The following is a 17,865-nucleotide window of genomic DNA, read 5'->3' as shown; positions in this document are numbered from 1 at the left end:
CTATGGAATCAATTAATAAGATTCTTGTAGCCAATCGGGGAGAAATTGCAATTCGTATTTTCCGTGCATGTACGGAACTGCATATCCAAACTGTGGCCATTTATTCGCGGGAGGATAGTGGGGCATTTCATCGCTTTAAAGCAGATGAGGCCTATTTAGTAGGGGCTGGCAAGAAACCAATTGATGCCTATTTAGATATTGAGGGCATTATTGCGATTGCCAAAGATGCTGGAGTAGATGCAATACATCCGGGTTATGGTTTTTTATCGGAAAACGTGGAATTTGCACGTCGTTGTGAAGAAGAGGGCATTATCTTTATTGGACCAACTTCTCAGCACTTAGATATGTTTGGGGATAAGGTAAAGGCGCGTGAACAAGCTGTCCGTGCAAATATTCCAGTGATTCCAGGCACAGATGGCCCGGTTGCTTCAGTGGATGAAGTACTGACATTTGGTGAGCAATATGGATACCCACTCATGATTAAGGCCTCTTTAGGTGGTGGTGGGCGTGGTATGCGCGTGGTGCACACGAAGGAAGAAGTGACGTCCGCATATGAACGTGCCAAATCAGAGGCGAAAGCAGCCTTTGGGTCGGACGATGTCTATGTAGAAAAATGTATTTTACAACCAAAGCATATCGAAGTCCAAATTGTTGGCGATCAACTGGGCAATATCGTACATCTATATGAGCGTGATTGCTCGATTCAACGTCGCCATCAAAAGGTTGTTGAGATTGCTCCATCTAATTCAATATCGGAAAATTTAAGAAACCGAATTTGTGATGCAGCTGTTCAACTAATGAAAAATGTCTCGTACATAAATGCAGGGACAGTAGAATTTTTAGTTGCAGGTGAAGATTTTTATTTTATCGAGGTAAATCCTCGTATTCAAGTAGAGCATACAATTACAGAAATGATTACAGGTGTGGATATCGTGCATGCTCAAATTAAGGTAGCGGCAGGCTATGGTTTGCATGGAGAGGAAATCCATATTCCACAGCAGGCGGATATCCCAATGATTGGTTATGCGATTCAAGCGCGAGTCACAACAGAAGACCCTTCCAATGACTTTATGCCAGACACAGGGAAGCTAATGGTATACCGTTCCAGCGGTGGCTTTGGTGTACGTTTAGATGCAGGGAATGGCTTCCAAGGGGCTGTAGTGACACCGTACTATGATTCCTTACTAGTGAAAATTTCAACATCAGGGATGACGTTTAAAGAAGCTGCAGCGAAAATGGACCGCAATTTAAAAGAGTTCCGTATTCGGGGAGTAAAAACGAATATCCCATTTTTAAATAATGTCGTAACGCACGAGAAATTTATAACGGGTGCCTTTGATACAAGCTTTATTGATACAACGCCTGAATTATTTAATTTCCCTGTGCGCAAGGACCGTGGGACAAAGTTATTAAGCTATATCGGTAATGTGACACTTAATGGTTTCCCAGGCGTAGAAAAGAAATCAAAACCGATTTTTGTGCAGCCTAACATTACGAAAGTTGATAAATTGATTGTCCCGCCGACAGGTACTAAGCAAATTTTAGATACCCAAGGAGCAGAGGGGCTTGTGAAATGGATTTTGGCGCAGGAGGATGTGCTGTTAACGGATACAACTTTCCGAGATGCGCACCAATCACTGCTTGCGACACGTGTGCGTTCACGGGATATGTTTGAAATTGCAGACGCAACAGCGCGCATGATGCACGATTTCTTCTCACTCGAAATGTGGGGTGGTGCGACGTTTGATGTGGCGTACCGTTTCTTAAAAGAAGACCCGTGGGAGCGTCTTGCCAAGCTGCGTGAACAAGTACCAAATGTGCTATTCCAAATGTTACTACGTGGTGCGAATGCTGTCGGTTACACGAACTACCCTGATAATTTAATTCGTGAGTTTATCGCTGAATCAGCGGCATCAGGCATTGATGTATTCCGTATTTTCGATAGCTTGAATTGGATTAAAGGCATGGAAGTAGCGATTGATGCTGCACGTCAGTCTGGTAAAATTGCCGAAGCTGCCATCTGTTACACTGGAGATATTTTTGATGATACGAGGGCGAAATATTCAGTCCAATACTATAAGGAAATGGCGAAGGAGCTGGAGGCAGCAGGTGCCCATATTTTAGCGATAAAAGATATGGCTGGATTATTGAAGCCGGAAGCAGCATATCGTTTAATTTCCGAGTTAAAAGAGACGACAAGTCTGCCAATCCATCTGCATACGCATGATACAAGTGGCAATGGTATTTATTTATATGCCAAGGCGATTGAGGCAGGGGTGGATATCATTGATACGGCGCTCGGCTCGATGGCGGGCTTAACGTCACAGCCAAGTGCAAATTCTTTGTATTATGCAATGAAGGGCAGTAAGCGTGAGGTTCGTGCAGACATAGAAGCGCTTGAAAAATTATCGTACTACTGGGAAGATGTGCGTAAGTATTATAAGGATTTTGAAAGTGGCATGATTAGCCCACATTCCGAAATTTATGTCCATGAGATGCCTGGTGGTCAATATAGTAACTTACAGCAGCAAGCCAAAGCGGTGGGCCTTGGGGATAGATGGGAGGAAGTGAAGCACATGTATTCCCGTGTTAACCTTCTATTTGGCGATATTGTCAAAGTAACACCGTCTTCGAAAGTGGTAGGGGATATGGCGTTATTTATGGTGCAGAATGATTTAGATGAAAACTCTGTACTGACAAGAGGGCAAACTATTGATTTCCCAGATTCTGTGATTGAGTTCTTCCAAGGTTATTTAGGACAACCGCATGGTGGCTTCCCTGAGGTGCTTCAAAAGGTTGTATTAAAGGACCGTGAAGCAATAGTTGTACGTCCTGGTGAATTACTGGAGCCTGTGAATTTTGAGCAACTAGAGGCGGTATTGGAGGAAAAATTAAATCGTCCCGTGACGAAGCGTGATGTGCTGGCGTATGCTTTGTACCCGAAAGTGTTTGAAGAGTATGCGAAAACAGTGGACTCTTTCGGCAATATTTCGGTATTAGATACACCAACATTCCTATATGGACTAAAGCTAGGAGAAGAAATCGAAGTTGAAATCGAAAAAGGTAAAACACTGATTGTTAAACTCGTTTCGATCGGTGAGCCACAGCATGATGGAACACGTGTGATTTACTTTGAGTTGAATGGTCAATCCCGTGAGTTGGTAATTCAGGATATGACTGTCGAAGTGGATGGTAGTTTAGCATTAAAGGCAGATCCGAGCAATCCAAATCAAATTGGCGCAACAATGCCAGGTACGATTTTAAAGGTAGTCGTATCAAAAGGGAGCTCTGTTAAACGTGGAGACCATTTGTTAATTACTGAAGCGATGAAAATGGAAACAACTGTCCAAGCACCGAAAGATGGGATCGTGAAAGAAGTATACGCAAGTGCAGGCGACGCCATTTCAACAGGTGATTTGTTAATTGAAATTGAATAATTGAACAGAAAAAAAGGTTATTAGATGGCTTTTATAGCATACTAATAACCTTTTTTTATGGTTCATCACCAAAACGTGTGGTTGATTTCCGTTCCGGCTGGGCGCTTTCCTGGAGCATGAGGCAACAAATGTTTTTGTGCGAAAGCAAAGTGTCAGCGGAAATCAGAGCATTCTAATTAATTAATGTGGATAAAAATGGTTAAGCAACACACCTGATAATATTGATTTTGCTATATTGTAATAATAAACTTGTCGATTTTTTGACATGTCATTTGCTGCTTTTTAATAGAAATCGTTTAAATAAATAAAAAAGATTCGCCATTGATGTGGCGAATCTTTTTCTACTATTATTTGTTTTTTTCATTATAATTGCTACGTGCAACTAGCAATACCATGTAGCAAAGTAGACCAAATAAAATTGAAATAAATAATGAATGAAGTAACGCGACTGTTAAATTCAATCTAGTTAGGACTATTAACATACCAGCAATCACCTGTAAAATTACTATAATAGAGGCAATAATCCAGCCATAGTAAATAACACGTTGATTTTTATATTCTTTTATAGCGTGCCAAGTTATGTATGCAATCCAAATAGAAAAAATAAGAACAGCAAATCGATGCCCCATTTGCACCCATTCATACATATTATTTAGTGGTGCGAATGGTGTTTCGTTGTAGCAAAATGGCCAGTCAGGACATACTAAGCTAGATTCTGTATGGCGAACAAGCGCCCCTGTATAAACGACTAAATAAGAATAAATTGTGACAGCAATTGTATGCCAACGTAACTTTTTACCAATAAAAACGTTATCGGCATCAAATTTCTGATCCACTTCAAATACAATCATAGAGAGAAGAAGAACGGCAGCAAAGGAAATAAGAGAAATCCCAAAATGGAGTGCTAGTATGAAATCGCCTTGTCCCCACAATACTTGAGCAGCTCCAATAAGAGCCTGTGCGATTAAGAAAAACATCGCTAAGAAACCTAATAACTTTACTTCGCGAATATGACCGAGTTTACGCCATGTCCAAATTGTTAACACAAGAATTGAAATAGATACGATTCCAGTTACGAGACGATGTGAAAATTCAATTAAGACTTCTGGTGTAATTTCTTTTGGAATAAGAGAACCATTACAATCAGGCCAGTTTCGACCACAGCCTAAGCCACTATCTGTTTTGGTAACAAGTGCTCCACCTAATAAAATAAGAAGCATTCCAACGGTAGCGGCAACAGCAAACCATTTCATAAACCTGTTTTGTTGCATAAAATGAGTCACCTACTTTATATATCACATTACAAGAACGTAATGTTACTGCTACTAGATAATATCGAAAAAACAGGTAAAAAACAACTTGTAAAGAGTAGGTAGTATTAGATGTCGATTCCATTTCACAAATTGTTCATAATTTCGTACTTTAACCTTCACAATTCATTTTAGAAAATGTTTTACTATAGATATGTTGTTTTTAATTATATTTCTAGACTAAGCTAATTTTTACAACTTCATCTAAATTTCACTTAATGTCTAGAAATCAATCGCAAATTTCGCTATAGTAAACATTAGCGGAATATGCTTACAAAAATGAAAGGAGAGGTATCATGTCAAACGGTCGTGCACTGACGGCTACTAGAAATGGTGGACCAGAATCAACATCTGCTGTAAAAGATTTTTTAGCACTGATAAAAATTGGAATCGTTAACTCGAATCTTGTCACAACGTTTACAGGGATGTGGCTGGCATTTCAATTTACTAGTAGGCACTTCTTGCAAGAGCTTGATGTCATATTGTTCACCATGCTGGGTGCGGCATTAATTATAGGTGGCTCAGGCGCAATGAATAACTTTATTGATCAGGATATTGATCCAATCATGAAAAGAACGAAGGCTAGACCGACAGTAACGGGTAGATTTAAGCCGAATTTTGTATTGACCATTGCCCTCTCATTTTTAATTGTAGGTGAAATTTTGTTATTTGCGGCATCGTTTGCGGCCGGCATGTGGGGACTAGTAGGAATATTTGCTTATGTCGTTCTGTACTCAATGTGGTCAAAGAGGAAGCATGTTAGTAACACGGTTGTAGGAAGTATTTCAGGGGCTATTCCACCAGTTATTGGGTTTGCAGCTGTTGAACCTGCATTAGGTCCAGGAGCACTTGCCTTATTCCTTATCATGTTTGCATGGCAACCACCGCATTTTTATGCACTTGCTATGAAACGTACTGAAGAATATCGTGCAGCTAATATACCAATGCTACCTGTAGTAAAAGGATTTAAACGAACGAAGTACTCGATGTTATTCTGGATTCTTTTATTATTACCGTTACCGTTCCTTTTACCAGAGCTTGGGGTAGGCTTCTTAGTACTTGCCACAGCATTGAACTTGGGCTGGTTGATTCTAGCTTTAAAAGGCTTTACTACAAAAGATGATATGAAATGGGCAAATAAAATGTTTATCTATTCATTAAATCATATGACAATATTATTTGTATCTATCATCATATTTGCGTTGTTTAGCTAAGTATATGAATTCTTTCTTATCCTAAAGAATTCATATAGACAGAACTAATTTCCTAGGTACACATGAAAATACAACAAAGAAAGAGGGGTTTAATTAAGCTATGATGAAAGGGCTTAAAAAATGGCGTCTTTTTTCACTTCTAGCAGTGATGATGGTTTTCCTTTCTGGTTGTGGTGAAGAATATATTTCTGCACTGAAACCATCTGGTCAAGTAGGTAAAGAACAATTCAATCTATTACTGTTAGCTACGGGAATTATGACGTTAGTTGTAGTAGTAGTATCCGTTATCTATTTACTTGCATTCGTAAAATTCCGCCGTTCAAAAGTTGGCGAAGACGTTATACCTAAGCAAGTAGAAGGAAGTCACACTCTTGAAGTAATTTGGACAGTAATTCCAATTATTTTATTATTAATCTTAGCTGTACCAGTTGTTACCGCTACTTATAAATTTGCAGATGTTGCTGCAATGGACGAAGTAGATGAAAATGGTGACAAAACAGCTCTTACAGTAAATGTAACTGCAAAATTATACTGGTGGGAGTTCGAATACCCTAACCAAGGTATTGTAACTGCTCAAGAATTAGTTGTACCAACAGGTCAAAAAGTTTACTTTAACTTAAAAGCTGCAGATGTTAAGCACTCATTCTGGATTCCTGCTATAGGCGGTAAAATGGATACGAACGTAGATAACTTAAATAAATTCTATCTAGTATTCGATAAAGAATCTAAAGACCTTAAAGACGGCGTATTCTATGGTAAATGTGCTGAGTTGTGTGGTCCTTCACACGCATTAATGGACTTCAAAGTTAAAGCATTAAGCCCTGAAGCATTCGATGCATGGGTAGCTTCAATGAAAGCAACAGAAGGAAAAGTGGCTGACAAAGCTTCAACAGATCTTGGTGAAGCAACATTTGCTAAAAGTTGTTTAGGTTGTCATGCTGTTTCTGGATCAGGAGCAGGAGGTACACCAGGTCCTAACTTAACTACATTTGGTGACCGTAACCGTGTTGCTGGTTTCTTAGAACATAATGAAGAAAACTTAAAAGCTTGGATTAAGAACCCTGGGGAATTCAAACCAGGTAACTTAATGATGAATGCAGAGGGCACTGCGCCTGTTTATGGCGACTTATCCGACGAAGAAATTCAAGCTCTAGCAACTTATATCATGAGCTTATCTGTTGAGAAATAATTTTAGTTTAATGTAACAAACTTTGAGGGAGGTAAAAGTTGTGAGCTCATACACACAGAAAAAGGGCTTTGGAGCAACTGTCTGGGATTACATTACCACTGTCGACCATAAAAAGTTAGCAGTAATGTATTTATTAGCCGGTACATTGTTCTTTGCTATCGCTGGTTTTGAAGCGTTATTAATGCGTATTCAGTTAATGAAACCAAATAACGATTTCATATCAGCTGGTTTTTTCAATGAATTATTAACAATGCACGGAACGACAATGTTATTCCTAGCTGCGACTCCATTACTATTCGCATTTATGAACATGCTTGTACCATTACAAATTGGTGCGCGTGACGTTGCATTCCCATTCCTTAACTCATTAGGGTTCTGGTTATTCTTCCTAGGTGCAGTATTCCTTCACCTGTCATTCTTTATGGGTGGCGCACCTGATGCGGGCTGGACGTCTTATGCATCCTTATCTTTATATTCTCCAGGACATGGTATTGACTTCTATGTTCTTGGTTTACAAATATCAGGGGCGGGTACATTAATATCAGGTCTTAACTTTATCGTTACGATTATTACAATGCGTGCTCCAGGTATGACATTTATGCGTATGCCATTATTCACTTGGACTGCTCTAGTATCAAGTGCATTAATTCTATTCGCATTCCCTCCATTAACTATTGGTTTATTAATGATGTTATTTGACCGTATGTTCGGTGGTAACTTCTTCGACCATTTAATGGGTGGTAACACAATTATTTGGGAACACTTATTCTGGATCTTCGGACACCCAGAGGTTTATATCTTAATATTACCAGCGTTTGGTTTATTCTCTGAGATTATTCCAGCGTTCTCTCGTAAACGTTTATTTGGATACTCTTCAATGGTATTCGCAACAATTTTAATCGGTTTCTTAGGGTTCATGGTTTGGGCTCACCACATGTTTACAGTTGGTCTTGGGCCAACAGCCAACGCAATCTTTGCTGTTGCAACAATGGCAATTGCCGTACCAACAGGTATGAAAGTATTCAACTGGATCTTAACTCTTTGGGGCGGTTCTATCAAAGTTACAACACCAATGCTTTATGCACTTGGTTTCATCCCGTCATTCGTTGCGGGTGGTGTTACAGGGGTAATGCAAGCATCTGCACCTCTTGACTACCAATTACACGATTCTTACTTTATCGTAGCCCACTTCCACTACGTAATCGTTGGTGGTATCGTAACAGCGATCTTTGGTTCAGCACACTTCTACTGGCCAATTTTCTTCAACCGTATGTTAAACGAAACGCTTGGTAAAATTACTTTCTGGATTTTCTTCATCGGATTCCATTTAACGTTCTTCGTTCAACACTTCTTAGGTTTAATGGGTATGCCACGTCGCGTATTCACTTACATGGAAGGTCAAGGTTGGGATCAGTTCAACTTTATCTCTACAATCGGTGCATTTATGATGGGTGTAGGGGTTATTATAATGGTAATCAACTGCTTACTGTCATTCAAAGGCAAACCAGCAGGTCGCGACCCATGGGGCGATGGACGTACATTAGAATGGTCAATTCCACAACCAATCCCATTCTATAACTTCCGTCAAACACCACTTGTTCGTGGTTTAGATCCATGGTGGATTGAAAAACAAGAAGGAAACAAAGAAGTTACATTTGCTGAGCCAATCGGTGATATTCATATGCCAAACAACTCAGCTATCCCATTTGTTATTTCTCTTGGTCTATTTATTGCAGCATTCGGTGCACTTTACCATCCAGATGCAGATAAACCGTGGTCAATTTATATTTTAATCGGTGGTCTTGCAATTACATTTGGTGCTATGATTTTCCGTTCTGTTAAGGATGATCACGGCTTCCATTTACACAAAGAAGAAATTCTTGAAATTGAAGAACAACTTTATGGCAAAGGGGGAAATAAATAATGGATTTCAATACTAAATTTACTCCTCATACTTGGCCAGATCATCCTGAACAAGCTACGATGGAAGGGAAAAATAAAGTTGTTGGTTTCTGGATTTTCCTTGCCTGTGAAGTTGTACTTTTCGCAAGTTTGTTCGCTACTTACCTAGCACTTAAGAACAAAGGGCCAGCTGGCATGGAGTTCACAACACAAAGTTTATTTGAATTGCCTTTAGCTTTCGCTATGACGATGTTACTATTAACATCTTCTCTAACGTCGGTTTATGCAATTTACCATATGCGTAACTTTAACTTTAAAGCTATGCAAACTTGGTTTGGTATTACATTACTTTTAGGTTTTGGATTCTTATGTCTTGAAATCTATGAATTTTATCATTATGTACTCAAAGGTTTCACATTTGACCAATCTGCGTTCTCAACTGCGTTTTACACATTAGTTGGTACGCATGGTTTCCACGTAACTTTAGGACTTGTGTGGATTTCAACGTTAATGATTCGTAATGCTAAACGTGGTCTTAACTTATACAATGCACCTAAATTCTTCGTGGCTGCTTTATACTGGCACTTTATCGATGTAGTTTGGGTATTCATCTTTACAGTAGTATACTTGATGGGAGTGATCGGATAATGTCTTCACACGATACACCTATAGTTGCTAAGTCTCAGGCACAATACGAGTATGACCGTCATCATAATGCCGTTCATATGCGTAAACAAGTAGTTAACTTTGCGATTATGATTTTCTTTACGTTTATCGCATTCGCAGTAGTTGCAGCTGATTTTTCTAAATACTTAATATTACCGCTCGTTTTATTGCTTGCAGGTGTTCAAGTGGTTCTTCAACTTTACTCTTTCATGCACTTAGAAGACAAAAAAACACACTTCGGTGGTGTAATTGGCTTCTTCATGTGGATGGGTATATTAATCGCATTTACATTCTTCTTAGCATTTTTAACAATTATTTGGTGGTAATCACCAAAAAAGCACGTTCTCTACTTTATGTAGGAACGTGCTTTTCTTTTTGGGTACTATTTAGTAATGAGCTGGTAAGAAATAATGTAATTCATGTGGGATTGATTTCCGTTCAGGTTACATTGTTATTGTTGCTATCGCTAGGCTTTTAAAGCGACTTGTCAGAGGATACATGCTATGTGAAAGCTCATCGGACGCCCCCAGGAAGCTTTGCTCTGTGCGACAGCAACAACAAATGTTTTCAGTAGCGAAAGCAAAGCGGCAGCTACAAATGTTTTCAGTAGCGAAAGCAAAGCGGCAGCTACAAAGCGCCCAGTCAGAACGGAAATCAACCCTCATTAAAGTGCCACAAGATACAAAGATTTCCTTGACCATATTGTTTTTCACAATATGAACAACAGTACACCGTACATAGTAATTTGTTCACCTTTCGTTCATTGCAGTATAGCTGTAAGCGTTCTATAATAGGAGTACTGAAGTTTAAAGGAGTGCGTTCTATATGCCACTTAGTATATTTGGTTTCCAAGCTTTATGGAGCCCATACTTAATAGGGGTTCTTGTTTTCATTACAGTCATCTATTTTTTAGTCACAACAAAGTGGCGCAAGGATTTTAAAGTAAGTGAGCCTTTGAAAAAGGGAGAGGCAATTTATTTTGTACTGGCAATGGTAACGATTTATATTATTAAAGGGTCTCCAATTGACATAATGGCGCACATTATGTTTACGATGCATATGGTGCAAATGGCTATACTATTGTTACTTGTACCGATTTTCTTAATTAAGGGGATTCCTTGGTGGGTATGGAAAGTTGCGATTGAAGCACCGGTTGTTAGATCTGTATTTAAAGTACTAACATTACCTGTCGTTGCGGTAATTGTATTTATTGGTCTATTTTCTTTCTATCATTTACCTGATGTATTAGATTATATTAAGTTAAATGAAACATTACATGGTACATATACTTTTGTATTATTTGTTTCTGCTGTTATAATGTATTGGCCACTAGTTCATACGGTGCCAGATGTTCCACAAATGAAGCCTTTGCATAAAATAGCCTATATTATTGCTAATGCGGTATTAATCACACCTGCATGTGGGTTAATTATTTTTGCACCAAACGCTATGTATGAAACATATACAAATGGCGAAGCGTGGCTTAAGGCAATGGAGCTTTGTGTACCAGCTTCCACATTATCTGGTTTATCCCTTTCAGGACCAGAGCTCTTTACAGATATGACACCTGTTGCGGATCAGCAACTAGGCGGAGTTCTAATGAAAATTTTACAAGAGCTTATTTTTGGTGTTTTAATTGGTGTTATCTTTACAAGATGGTATCGATCAGAACAAAAGGATCCTGATAAAATTACAGCTGACGCATTAAAAGAACATCAAAAGAAATGGGAAAGCCAACAGCAACATTAATTGTAAAATAGAAATTTACTTTGTATAAGGAGTTTTGTGAATGGAATTACAAATTTTGCCTACTATAAGTACATCATTCATCGTTATTAGTGCTGTACTTGTAGCTATTGGTTGGGGCTTAATTATAAAAGGAAAAGTAGAGGCACATAAAAAAGTAATGCTTGCAGCAGGAGTTGCAGCACTTACCTTCTTTATTATTTATGTTTCACGTACAGTCTTTATTGGTAACACAGCGTTTGGTGGAGGAGAAGATTTAAAACCATATTATACTTTCTTCTTAATTTTCCATATTACTCTTGCGACTGTGGGAGCTGTATTTGGTATTGTTAGTATTATTTCTGGTTTGAAAACGAATATGAAGCTTCACCGTCGTATTGGACCGATTACAAGTATTATTTGGTTCTTTGTAGCTATTACCGGAGTTTTAGTATACTTTTTACTATATGTATTATTTGAACCAGGTGAAACAACATCTGCCATTAAAGCTATCTTAGGCTTCTAACTTCTTTCAGCGGGTGTCATAAACAAAAAATCATCTCCCTCCTTATTCTTGAGAAGGAGGGAGATTTTTTATGGATGTTTGATTAAATATGGAAACGACAACAACAACGAGTAAAGGACCAATTAAAATACCGAAAAATCCAAATATTTCAAAACCGATAAACATTGCAATGAAAGTAGTTAGTGAGGAGAGTCCAACTTTATTTCCAATAATTCTAGGCTCAATCATACGTCGAACTAAAAATTGTACGATCGTAAGTACGACTAGCACGACAGCATAGATATAATCACCTGTAAAGGCTTTGTATATTGCCCAAGGAAGAAGCAATATAAATGAATCTAAAAAAGGAACGAAATCTAAAATGACTAGTAAGAGTGATAAAATAAGTGGGAATGGTGTTTTAAGAAAATAAAAGGTTCCAAAAGCTATTGCAAAAATGCAAATACCAACTAAAAATTGTGCTTTCATAAAACCAAATAAGGCAAGTTTCACACGGTGTCCTATAAAAAGTATTTTTTGTTGGTAGTGAAAGGGAATAGGAGCTAATATTTTACGATTAATGCTTGGTAATTCTAAAAGAAACATGTATAACACAATCCAATAAACAAAAATATCAAACAAACGTGAAGGGATATACGTAAGTAAAAATGACCAAACATTCACATTTGTTAAAGAAAGTGCAAATTTTTCGATTGATGATAGAGAACGGGCTATCATAAGTTGAATTTGTATAACTAGATCTAAAGGCAAATGATAAGTATAGTTGGAAATCTTGGATTGTATTTGAATCCATAGTGCTGATAGCTGATTGAGGTACTCTGGAATATGAATGATAAATGTTGAAAATTGTTTCCAACTTATAAATATAATGAGAATACATAATAGTAATGTCATACTTGAAAAGAACATAAAAAAAATGGAGGCGACTATTTTGCGTTTTTTTCGGAATCGTTTACTGATCCGTATGATTACAGGCTCTAATAGTAATGCAGTTACGTAGGCAAGTAGTATTGGTAATGACAGGGATATGAACCAGAGAATTGCAACCCCGATAGCTATAACAATTATTGGGTGGCGGAAAAAGGGACGTTTGAAAAATTGTAGCATTTATCTCACCTACATCATGTAAAAGATATAGGTAGTATGAGAAGAAATAATATTTTTACTCAAAATAAAAAAGACTGGACCACCAGTCTTTTCAGATATAGTTAATGCACTGTACGCTGTTGCCAACTTGGTGTACTGTCACCGTCTGACAGATAAAAAAATAAAAATGATTTCGAATGTTTAATCGACATGCATACACCGTGAAATAACTATGTAAAATTATGCCTGAATTTTAAAAGCTTCTAGGTCTAATTTAACCTTTTTTAAGATTTCTTCACATTTTTTTACAAGGTGAGCTGGAAAAACTTCGTCATCGCCATACTCAACGCCGTGTGGATAGTAGTATTTACCAAGTACAGGTTTCATTAGTGTTAGGATTGCATCGTGTGCACCAACATCACCAGATTTTGCATAGGCAAATACACGTAGGTAGTAACGACCTTCACGAGTATCGAAACGCTTATCAAATGTCATGCGTTCGTAGTCCCAGCCGCCATCACATTCTAGACCATTTTGTTTCATGATGCTTACAATAAGTTCTTGATCAGCTGTTAAATTTTCAAGGTTAGTATTTTCAAAATACATCTATAATCCTCCTTTAGTTTCTCGTACAAAGTATACGCTCATTTTTATAATAGAGCATATTCGACATTGTTGCAATGACAACATTGTGTCAACACAATTACAATTGATATAATAACTTACAATAAATGTGATGAAAAGGAGTCATGTATGAAAGCTTTATTTCGCATTTTTATGGCATGTGCTGCGATTGCTTTGATTGGCTTTATGTTTTTTAATACACCACGAGAAAATGAGCCATTGAAAGGCCCGAATGCCAATTCAAATATTATTCCCAAAAACGAGTTAAAACAACCAGAAGTAGGGGCAATGACACGCCCACAAAGCGGGATGTCGACATATATCGGTAAAGAAGTAAAGAAAATTGTGAGTAAATATGGTAAACCAGCACGAAAGGAACCATCATCCTTTGGGTATGAATGGTGGATCTACAATGAAAATGCTTCTACATTTTTTATGGTAGGCGTTCAAAATAATATTGTGACACAAATTTACATAGCTGGTGAAGATATAGATGCTTATCCGTTTGAAATTGGACAGAAACGCGATGATATTTACCGAATGACAATCATTGATTATGAAGTATCTGCGAATGTAGGTGAAAATATTTTCGTTTTCTCAATGAGTGAAGAAGATATGCAGACACGATTGCTTGTAAAATTCGATGGGATTTTTGCACAACTCTATATAGATAGAGAAACAGGTGAGTTAGAAGGAGTTCGCTTTACTGATAGTAAAACGCTTGCTCTTCATCAACCTTATGAAATGACTTATCAAGGGGAGCTTGTTACATCAGCACCACCTTCCTCGTTTTTACAGCAAGAAATCAATGTAGCGAATGCTACACAGCTAGATGATTTAATAAATGTAACAAGGATTCATCATGATTTACCTGTATTAGAAATGGATGAGTCATTAGAGGAAGTAGCAAAAATGCATAGTGAAGATATGAAGGTTCAAAATTTTGTTGGGCATGAATCACCAACAAATGGAGATTTAAAAAAGAGATTAGAGACGCAGGGAATCATTTATAGTGAAGCGAATGAAAATCTTGCAACTGATTATTTTGATGCTATCGAAGCAATGCATGGCTGGCTTAATTCTCCTGAGCATCGTAAAGTCATTTTAAATGATAAATATACTACAGTGGGATCAGGAGTATTTTTAAATTATTATACGCAAATATTCGTAGAACCTTCTTCTCAAAAGCTGGATAGTGAGGAGGACTCTGAAATACCAGAGGAAAATATTGATGAATCATCACAATAAAGTGATGTGGGAGTCTTGTATTAATGCGGGATAAAAAAGAAATTTGAGACTGAAGATAAACTTGGCGAAATCAAGTTTATCTTCAGTTTTTTCGTTTTTTAGCCGAAAAAGATATGCAAATCGGCATCTACATTTTTCGTCACACCGATACATACGCCGTCATATGATAGAGAACTGAAAGGGGGAATGAAGCTTGCAATTAGCTGAACTATTGAAAGACTGGCCATGTAGCGTGACTGGAGGATCTATTCGCACAATTATTACGGGCGTTGAGGATTATGCACAGGCGATAAAGCCTGGAAATATTTTCGTTGTTCGCAAGGGCAAGAAAACATCGGGAAGCCGCTTTGTAAAAGAAGCATTAGCTCGGGGTGCTGCTGCCATAATATCAGAGGAAAGTATTTCACTACCTATTACCGATCAAAATATCCCTTTTGTATGGGTTCCGAATACATCGTTATTTTTATCGTATGCGAGTGCAAAACTTTCAGCCTTTCCAGCAGAAGCATTAACAGTCATTGCGATTACAGGTACTAATGGTAAAACAACAGTGAGTCATTTTGTGAGCCAGCTGTTAAGAGCCTTACATAAAAATGTAGCGGTTATTGGAACTGTAGGATTTTTCATCAATGAACAGAAGCAACAAACAATGTATGAACAATTAACAACATTACAAGCAAAAGAGTTGCATCCGATTTTAAAGCAATGTGTACGAAGTGGAGTTACACATGTTGTTTTAGAAGCTTCATCGATGGGGTTACAGCAACATAGGCTTGATCATTGTGATATCGATTGTGGCGTTTTTTTAAATTTATCGGAGGACCATTTAGAAGATCATGGAGGACTTGAGGCATATAAGCGTGCGAAAAAAAGGTTGGCAGATTTATCAAAAAAGCTAGTGCTAAATGGAGATGATAATTTTTGCCGTTCTGTAGGTATTTATGATAAGAAAAAATCCTGCTCATTTGGCTTTGATAATCATAATGATTTACATATCCAAATTGTCAGTGAATCCATTGGAAAAACGGTACTTTGTTTGCAAACATCATCAAGTGAGCATATTGTAGAAATCCCTTTTGTTGGTAAGTACCATGTGCAAAATGCTGTAGCTGCGTTAATGGCTTTATGGCGTCTAGGTTTCTCCATTGATGAGATAGCAGCGCATATGTGGTCGTTAAGACTACCAGAAGGAAGACTTGAAAAAATAGACAATCCATTTGGAATTGATGTATATGTAGATTACGCGCATACTGCAGAGGCACTACAGGCTGTTTTACAAACTTTTGAGCGCTCGAAAAACCTTTACCTTGTATTTAGCTGTGGAGGAAATCGAGATAAGGCCAAACGATTTGCGATGGGAGCGGTAGCTAGTAAGTATGCGGATGTCATTTTTTTAACAACCGATAATCCACGTGATGAAGACCCTATCGTAATTAACGAAAGTATTATTGCTGGTTTTACTGAACAGCAATATTATGAAATTTTTCTAGATCGAGAAGTTGCTATTCATCAAGCGTTAGCAAAGGCAGAAAAAGGTGATATTGTACTAGTTGCCGGAAAAGGGCATGAACAGACCCAACAAATAAAAAATCAAAAACTCCCTTTTTCCGATCAACAATGTATTCGAGATTACTTTTTAAATCTTATGACTAAGGACGGCGTTGAATGACAAAAAAAGTAGCAGTCGCAATAGCAAGTTTTCGTCCAGTTTCATCTTCAATATCACATTCCATCACAAGTGTTTGACGCCCTTTATGTACAAAACGTCCACGAGCGATTAGTTCTTTATTGGTCGTTGTAGCAATATAAGAGACATTAATATTTGTTGTGACCACATTAAAGCCATCTGGTACTGAACGTGAAGCAAGTCCTCCCATTGCTGCATCAGCAATGGTTGCGATAATCCCACCGTGCGGAACCTTAATGGTATTATGGATAACGGGTGTAATTGGAATACGAACCTCACTGACCTCAGGATCAAATTTCCCGACCATATGTAAGGCAGCATTAATATAACGGCGATGAATACCTTGTTGTTTATCGCGAAGGCCAGACAATAAATGTAGTAAAACTTCCTCATCTTCAGCTGTACTATGTTGTAAAATATCTGCTAGTAATTGTTCTATTTGTCCTTTAGATGATGTGATCAATTAAAAAACTCCTTCATTTAAAAATATCAATAATGTAAAATTACCATAAAATCTGTTATGATGGGAAAGAGATTGGGGGAATTAAAAATGATGATGACCTCTGACTGGGTAATCATTTTGGATGAGGCCGACGCGCTTTGCGAGATGATTCTTTCCTCTGAGCCTGCAAAAACGCTACAACAAGCGTATGATGCTGTTTATAGCGATGTTCAAATAATTGAAGCTATTCACGCATTTAATCGCATGAAAGAGCAGTATGAAGATGTACAACGTTTCGGAAAATATCATCCGGACTATCATACAATTATGAAATCGATTCGTCAGCAAAAGCGCGCACTCGATTTAAATGAAAAGATTTCAGCTTTAAAGATTGCTGAAAATGATTTTCAAGATTTGCTTGACGAGATAAGCCTACTTATTGGAAAAACTGTATCAGAAGCAGTAAAAGTTCCTGTAAGTAATCCGTTTTTTGCATCAGGTTCTTCCTGCGGGGGAGGATGTGGCTCAGGTGGTTCTTGCTCTTGCTCTGCATAGACTTCTTATTAGACTGTAACAAACTCGATGAATTATGAGTTTGTATACAGTCTTTTTTTTATTACAAAACTACTGCGATAGAATCCTTAGAGCAACGGATAGGCTTATTGAAGCGACGGATAAAATGCCCAGAGTGAAGGATAGGCTTATCGAAGCGGAGGATAAAATCGCAAGCGAAGGATAGAATTATCAGAGCGAAGGATAGAATTATCAAGTCGACGGAAAGAATCCCGAGAGCGACGGATAAAATGCCA

At 37.9% G+C, this 17,865-nt stretch carries 17 protein-coding genes; 12 read left to right on the top strand and 5 right to left on the bottom strand.

Annotated elements, in window-relative coordinates:
- Positions 1 to 2: 2 nt before the first annotated feature.
- A complete protein-coding gene (gene pyc, locus QRN68_RS06990; protein ID WP_285396047.1) occupies positions 3 to 3,437 on the top strand; it encodes a pyruvate carboxylase in 3,435 nt (1,144 codons plus the stop codon).
- Positions 3,438 to 3,784: 347 nt separating this feature from the next.
- Here pyc and QRN68_RS06985 read toward each other — a convergent pair whose 3' ends face one another.
- Positions 3,785 to 4,708 (bottom strand): COX15/CtaA family protein, encoded by a 924-nt coding sequence (locus QRN68_RS06985; RefSeq protein ID WP_285396046.1) that lies wholly within the window; start codon positions 4,706 to 4,708, stop codon positions 3,785 to 3,787.
- 335 nt (positions 4,709 to 5,043) lie between these two features.
- On the opposite strand from QRN68_RS06985, the gene cyoE reads away from it, so the two are divergent.
- From cyoE to QRN68_RS06945, 8 genes are all read left to right on the top strand, one after another.
- Positions 5,044 to 5,961, top strand: coding sequence for a heme o synthase (gene cyoE / locus QRN68_RS06980; RefSeq protein ID WP_285396045.1), 918 nt, complete (start codon positions 5,044 to 5,046; stop codon positions 5,959 to 5,961).
- 100 nt (positions 5,962 to 6,061) lie between these two features.
- Positions 6,062 to 7,150 carry a cytochrome c oxidase subunit II gene (gene coxB / locus QRN68_RS06975; protein ID WP_285396044.1) on the top strand — a complete coding sequence of 363 codons (1,089 nt, stop codon included), beginning with the start codon at positions 6,062 to 6,064 and terminating at the stop codon, positions 7,148 to 7,150.
- A 40-nt stretch (positions 7,151 to 7,190) separates the two neighbouring features.
- The gene (gene ctaD / locus QRN68_RS06970; RefSeq protein ID WP_285396043.1) at positions 7,191 to 9,074 is read left to right on the top strand and encodes a cytochrome c oxidase subunit I; all 1,884 of its coding nucleotides are present in this window, start codon (positions 7,191 to 7,193) and stop codon (positions 9,072 to 9,074) included.
- Entirely contained in the window at positions 9,074 to 9,700 is a 627-nt protein-coding gene (locus QRN68_RS06965; protein ID WP_285396042.1) for a cytochrome c oxidase subunit 3, read from the top strand. Before ctaD ends, QRN68_RS06965 begins: the two co-directional genes overlap by 1 nt.
- Positions 9,700 to 10,044: a cytochrome C oxidase subunit IV family protein gene (locus QRN68_RS06960; protein WP_285396041.1), complete on the top strand. Its 345-nt coding sequence runs from the start codon at positions 9,700 to 9,702 to the stop codon at positions 10,042 to 10,044. Before QRN68_RS06965 ends, QRN68_RS06960 begins: the two co-directional genes overlap by 1 nt.
- 217 nt (positions 10,045 to 10,261) lie before the next feature.
- Entirely contained in the window at positions 10,262 to 10,438 is a 177-nt protein-coding gene (locus tag QRN68_RS06955; RefSeq protein ID WP_285396040.1) for a hypothetical protein, read from the top strand.
- 105 nt (positions 10,439 to 10,543) lie between these two features.
- Positions 10,544 to 11,467 (top strand): cytochrome c oxidase assembly factor CtaG, encoded by a 924-nt coding sequence (gene ctaG, locus QRN68_RS06950; protein ID WP_285396039.1) that lies wholly within the window; start codon positions 10,544 to 10,546, stop codon positions 11,465 to 11,467.
- Positions 11,468 to 11,507: 40 nt separating this feature from the next.
- Entirely contained in the window at positions 11,508 to 11,969 is a 462-nt protein-coding gene (locus tag QRN68_RS06945) for a DUF420 domain-containing protein (RefSeq protein ID WP_285396038.1), read from the top strand.
- A gap of 42 nt (positions 11,970 to 12,011) precedes the next feature.
- On the opposite strand, the gene ytvI is transcribed toward QRN68_RS06945, so the two are convergent.
- Positions 12,012 to 13,076 (bottom strand): sporulation integral membrane protein YtvI, encoded by a 1,065-nt coding sequence (gene ytvI, locus QRN68_RS06940; RefSeq protein WP_285396037.1) that lies wholly within the window; start codon positions 13,074 to 13,076, stop codon positions 12,012 to 12,014.
- Between the two features lie 219 nt (positions 13,077 to 13,295).
- Complete coding sequence (locus QRN68_RS06935; protein WP_285396036.1) at positions 13,296 to 13,661, bottom strand: YugN family protein; 366 nt, start codon at positions 13,659 to 13,661, stop codon at positions 13,296 to 13,298.
- A gap of 147 nt (positions 13,662 to 13,808) precedes the next feature.
- Here QRN68_RS06935 and QRN68_RS06930 point away from each other — a divergent pair, with 147 nt between their 5' ends.
- Positions 13,809 to 14,927 carry a CAP domain-containing protein gene (locus QRN68_RS06930; protein WP_285396035.1) on the top strand — a complete coding sequence of 373 codons (1,119 nt, stop codon included), beginning with the start codon at positions 13,809 to 13,811 and terminating at the stop codon, positions 14,925 to 14,927.
- Between the two features lie 193 nt (positions 14,928 to 15,120).
- Positions 15,121 to 16,596, top strand: a complete 1,476-nt coding sequence (locus QRN68_RS06925) for a UDP-N-acetylmuramoyl-L-alanyl-D-glutamate--2,6-diaminopimelate ligase (protein ID WP_285396034.1) — start codon at positions 15,121 to 15,123, stop codon at positions 16,594 to 16,596.
- Here the strand turns inward: QRN68_RS06925 and QRN68_RS06920 are convergent.
- Complete coding sequence (locus tag QRN68_RS06920; RefSeq protein WP_285396033.1) at positions 16,577 to 17,077, bottom strand: PaaI family thioesterase; 501 nt, start codon at positions 17,075 to 17,077, stop codon at positions 16,577 to 16,579. The two genes, QRN68_RS06925 and QRN68_RS06920, sit on opposite strands and share 20 nt — an antisense overlap.
- 87 nt (positions 17,078 to 17,164) lie before the next feature.
- Here QRN68_RS06920 and QRN68_RS06915 point away from each other — a divergent pair, with 87 nt between their 5' ends.
- Entirely contained in the window at positions 17,165 to 17,611 is a 447-nt protein-coding gene (locus QRN68_RS06915; protein ID WP_285396032.1) for a YlbF/YmcA family competence regulator, read from the top strand.
- A gap of 61 nt (positions 17,612 to 17,672) precedes the next feature.
- On the opposite strand, the gene QRN68_RS06910 is transcribed toward QRN68_RS06915, so the two are convergent.
- A partial coding sequence (locus QRN68_RS06910; protein ID WP_285396031.1) for a hypothetical protein occupies positions 17,673 to 17,865 on the bottom strand: 193 nt, incomplete at its 5' end.

The organism is Lysinibacillus sp. fls2-241-R2A-57 (genome assembly GCF_030209535.1).
Lineage (GTDB): Bacteria > Bacillota > Bacilli > Bacillales_A > Planococcaceae > Lysinibacillus.
Note: the sequence above shows the minus strand (reverse complement) of the source record. Positions and strands in the feature narration are given on the sequence as shown.

What these genes read in the sequence shown, in the direction of transcription:
- QRN68_RS06965 (WP_285396042.1), top strand. Translation starts at nt 9,074, where the DNA reads ATGGATTTCAATACTAAATTTACTCCTCATACTTGGCCAGATCATCCT.
- QRN68_RS06985 (WP_285396046.1), bottom strand. Translation starts at nt 4,708, where the DNA reads ATGCAACAAAACAGGTTTATGAAATGGTTTGCTGTTGCCGCTACCGTT.
- cyoE (WP_285396045.1), top strand. Translation starts at nt 5,044, where the DNA reads ATGTCAAACGGTCGTGCACTGACGGCTACTAGAAATGGTGGACCAGAA.
- QRN68_RS06935 (WP_285396036.1), bottom strand. Translation starts at nt 13,661, where the DNA reads ATGTATTTTGAAAATACTAACCTTGAAAATTTAACAGCTGATCAAGAA.
- QRN68_RS06960 (WP_285396041.1), top strand. Translation starts at nt 9,700, where the DNA reads ATGTCTTCACACGATACACCTATAGTTGCTAAGTCTCAGGCACAATAC.
- ctaG (WP_285396039.1), top strand. Translation starts at nt 10,544, where the DNA reads ATGCCACTTAGTATATTTGGTTTCCAAGCTTTATGGAGCCCATACTTA.
- coxB (WP_285396044.1), top strand. Translation starts at nt 6,062, where the DNA reads ATGATGAAAGGGCTTAAAAAATGGCGTCTTTTTTCACTTCTAGCAGTG.
- pyc (WP_285396047.1), top strand. Translation starts at nt 3, where the DNA reads ATGGAATCAATTAATAAGATTCTTGTAGCCAATCGGGGAGAAATTGCA.
- QRN68_RS06930 (WP_285396035.1), top strand. Translation starts at nt 13,809, where the DNA reads ATGAAAGCTTTATTTCGCATTTTTATGGCATGTGCTGCGATTGCTTTG.
- QRN68_RS06945 (WP_285396038.1), top strand. Translation starts at nt 11,508, where the DNA reads ATGGAATTACAAATTTTGCCTACTATAAGTACATCATTCATCGTTATT.
- ytvI (WP_285396037.1), bottom strand. Translation starts at nt 13,076, where the DNA reads ATGCTACAATTTTTCAAACGTCCCTTTTTCCGCCACCCAATAATTGTT.
- QRN68_RS06915 (WP_285396032.1), top strand. Translation starts at nt 17,165, where the DNA reads ATGATGATGACCTCTGACTGGGTAATCATTTTGGATGAGGCCGACGCG.